The following is a 3,398-nucleotide window of genomic DNA, read 5'->3' as shown; positions in this document are numbered from 1 at the left end:
ACTTTTCATCGATAGGAGAAGAGGAAAGTACTGGAACAAATGGCACGATCTCATGTTAAAGAGTTTTATGGTCAAGCTGAAAGAGAGAGGCTATAAAGTCATCATTTCTCCTTCTTCTGGCGAAGAAACTATCAGTAATGACACTGATGGGTTTCATCTACTCAAAAGTGGCCTCGCTGATGGTGCAATCATGTTTGATGTCATATCTAAAGATTGTCGGGTGAGCTATCTTAGGACAAATAACATTCCTTTTGTTATCATAGGCAAAGACAAGGATTTCAACGATACGACTTTTGTCGATCTCGATAATTACCTTGTTGGTTACATTGGTGCAGAATATATCATAAAAAAGGGATACAAAAATATAGCCTTGTTTCTCGGCCCAAAGGTATTTAACGTAAATCGCGAAAGGGCTCAAGGTTTTGAAGATGCTTGTAAAAAATACGACGTAACTCATAGCGTTTATTACGAACTATCCACTATCAAAGAAGTGTATAATATGACTCATATACTTCTCGACCGGAGAGTTGTAGATGCATTCTTTATTTCTGGCGATGACAAAGCACTTGGTGCTTACAGGGCTATCCGCGAAAAAGGCTTAAAAATCCCAGAGGATGTTGCCGTTTTGGGGATTGATAATCTTCCTTCAAGTGAATATATGTATCCACCTTTGACTTCAATCGACCAGAACGTAGAAAAATTTTCCGACCGAGCTGTTAATCTTTTGATAGAAATGATGCATTCAAAGAAGAAATCCCCACAAAGGATCATTTTGACTCCTAAAATCGTGGAAAGACAATCTGTATGAAAGGATGTTGTCCGTGGAATTATTAAAAGAAGTATATTTTGATAAAGCGCCATTAAAATATCAAGACTACCTGAATTATCTTATAGATGAAAAGGAATCCACACTAAATTTTTTGCAAGGCTCGACACACTGGCCTGTAATTCCCAATCTAACAAAAAAGGTTAACAACGAAGGAAATTACATTCCTTTTAAAGGAGACACTATTGTATTTCCCGTGAAGCAGCAGGAAATATTTGTGAGAATACAGGAAAAGGTTTATCAGAAAGCCAATCAATCCTTAGCAAATCCATTGAAACCCGAATACTTTCATATTACTCTACACGACCTTAACAATGAAATTGATATTGAAGAAAAAGACAAGTTAGACAAGATGATAGAACAATCCAGTCTATTGTGCCAGGACATTCTTAAGGAGCTTGCCATATATCTCAACAAACACCCGGGCCAAAGTAGAATAGCTTTGAAATCAATTGGTTTTATGGGACCACCCATCGGGATTGCTGTACTGTTCATTCCCTCAACAGAAAAGGATTACAAGATTTTGATGAATCTTTTTGAATTGTTCCAAAAAATTGTGAAATTGAGCAAACCGGTGAAACCCCATCTCAGCCTTGGTTACTTTCTCCCCGAAGAACCAGAGAGCAAAAAGAAGCTCGACCTCTTAAAGGTACTCAACGAAAATCCGAATATTGAACTTGAATTAGACCTTTGGGAACTCAGTTACCAGAAATTCACAGATATGAATACCTATATAACAGAATTCCAGACAAAAGAGTTTAAGTGAACTTTTGTGCAAATTAGACGTCAAAATATATGAATTACCCCCTTGAAATAAATTGCCACAAGATTAAAGGGCACAGAAATGGTGCCCTTTTTTTACTGCGCTTCATTGATTATCCGCTCGATTGTGTTGATCTCATCTATAACGGCGTTCAAGGCGTCTAAAGTATTTGTAAGACTCAGTCCTTTTTTCTTGCAAGCATCTTTTAATGTATCCATCTTTGCACAACAAACATCAAAACCCAGTTTTCCAACTTTTTCGTATAATCTTGTGTGAAGCTTCATTATATCATTTAAAGTCATATCCTCAGTTATTATAGGTAACATTTAAATCCCTCCTTTTATTTAGAAGAATCAGAGAATCACATAACACTACACCCAACAAACAAAAAAATCTCAATTCAATCATAATAATTTTTAAATAAGTATATTTTCTTAAAGAAAGTATACTTATTTTTTTATGTCTTTTTTGTGCATACGAATATTCTGACAACATCGAAAACAAGATGGATTTCTTTCTCTATTTCAAAGCCTGCCTGTAAAATGTTCCTTTTAGTATCACGAACTGTGCTTGTGCCAAAAAGCGGTTTGGTGATGACGTTTGCCAAATACAGGAAAGTGTTAATGAAACCGTTTTGGCTTCTCATATGTTCCAAAAAAATGGCTTTCCCTTCTTTTTTCAACACTCGCTTTGCTTCTTTTAAGCCCTTAACTGGATCAGGAACTGTACAGAAGACAAAGGTAGAAACTACTGCATCAAAAGTGTTAGACTCAAAAGTCATATTCTGAGCATCCATTTCCAACAAAGTAAGTTTTGATCCCTGAAATGCTTTCTGCCTTTTCTTGGCAAATTTCAGCATACCAATACTAAAGTCTATACCAGTTACTTCAACGCTAGATGGATAATAAGAAATGTTCTTCCCTGTTCCAATCCCAATCTCCAGAACTTTTCCATTGCACGGAAGCTCTTTCATGAGTATCATTCTATATCTGGAAAACGCACTATTTTCCATAACAGTTTCCAAAAAATCGTAAATACAAGAAACCCTATTATACTTCTCTTTTGCTCCCATTTGGACTCTTAAGCCTTCAAAAGCCGGGCATTGATGGCAACTATCACAGTGCTTAAGCTCATCAAGACGGCTCCTATTGCGGGGCTCAAAAGAATCCCGAAGGAATAAAGCACACCCGCAGCCAAAGGAATCGCTATCACGTTGTATCCTGTTGCCCAGACCAAGTTCTGCATCATTTTTCTGTAAGTTGCCTTTGAAAGCGTTATTGTTTCTACAACGTCTTCTGGATTATCTTTGGATAGTACTATGTCTGCACTTTCAATTGCAACTTGTGTTCCAGCTCCAATGGCAATGCCCGCATGAGCTTCGACTAACGCTGGAGCATCATTGATTCCATCTCCTACCATTACAACAGTGTTTTCAGTAGCTAGTTCCTTAACTTTTAAAGCTTTTTCATGTGGAAGAACTTCAGCAAAATAGCCATCCATTTCAAGCTTTTTGGCAACTGCTTTGGCTACGATGTCGCTATCTCCGGTTAACATATATGCCTTTATTCCCAACGCATGGAGTCTGTTAACAGCTCTTTTGGATTCGGACCGTATTTTATCTCCCAGAGCAATCGCACCTATGACAGTATTCTCGTTAATAAGGAAAACCACGGTTTTTTCGCTATTTAACAAGCTCATGACTCTCTTGTCGTCGAATCCAATGTTTAATTCAAAGAGGTGGTTAGGACTCACAATCAAATATTCTAAAGCTCCTATATTTCCTAATCTACAAAAGTAGAAATCTCACAC

The 3,398-nt window shown here is 37.2% G+C and carries 5 protein-coding genes; 2 read left to right on the top strand and 3 right to left on the bottom strand.

The window, feature by feature from the left end:
• Nucleotides 1–808: LacI family DNA-binding transcriptional regulator (locus AC3LHT_RS04710; protein ID WP_488662123.1), on the top strand; the 808-nt coding region annotated here is incomplete at its 5' end.
• A gap of 13 nt (nt 809–821) precedes the next feature.
• Nucleotides 822–1,592 (top strand): hypothetical protein, encoded by a 771-nt coding sequence (locus AC3LHT_RS04705; protein ID WP_290668191.1) that lies wholly within the window; start codon nt 822–824, stop codon nt 1,590–1,592.
• A 92-nt stretch (nt 1,593–1,684) separates the two neighbouring features.
• Here AC3LHT_RS04705 and AC3LHT_RS04700 read toward each other — a convergent pair whose 3' ends face one another.
• From AC3LHT_RS04700 to AC3LHT_RS04690, 3 genes are all read right to left on the bottom strand, one after another.
• Entirely contained in the window at nt 1,685–1,915 is a 231-nt protein-coding gene (locus AC3LHT_RS04700) for a hypothetical protein (protein ID WP_290668193.1), read from the bottom strand.
• 131 nt (nt 1,916–2,046) lie between these two features.
• Nucleotides 2,047–2,661 carry a class I SAM-dependent methyltransferase gene (locus AC3LHT_RS04695; protein ID WP_488662122.1) on the bottom strand — a complete coding sequence of 205 codons (615 nt, stop codon included), beginning with the start codon at nt 2,659–2,661 and terminating at the stop codon, nt 2,047–2,049.
• A gap of 8 nt (nt 2,662–2,669) precedes the next feature.
• Nucleotides 2,670–3,341, bottom strand: a complete 672-nt coding sequence (locus AC3LHT_RS04690; RefSeq protein WP_488662121.1) for an HAD-IC family P-type ATPase — start codon at nt 3,339–3,341, stop codon at nt 2,670–2,672.
• Between the last annotated feature and the right edge of the window lie 57 nt (nt 3,342–3,398).

This window comes from Kosmotoga sp. (genome assembly GCF_982836095.1).
The sequence above is the reverse complement of the archived record's forward strand: the minus strand, read 5'-3'. Positions and strand labels throughout refer to the sequence as shown.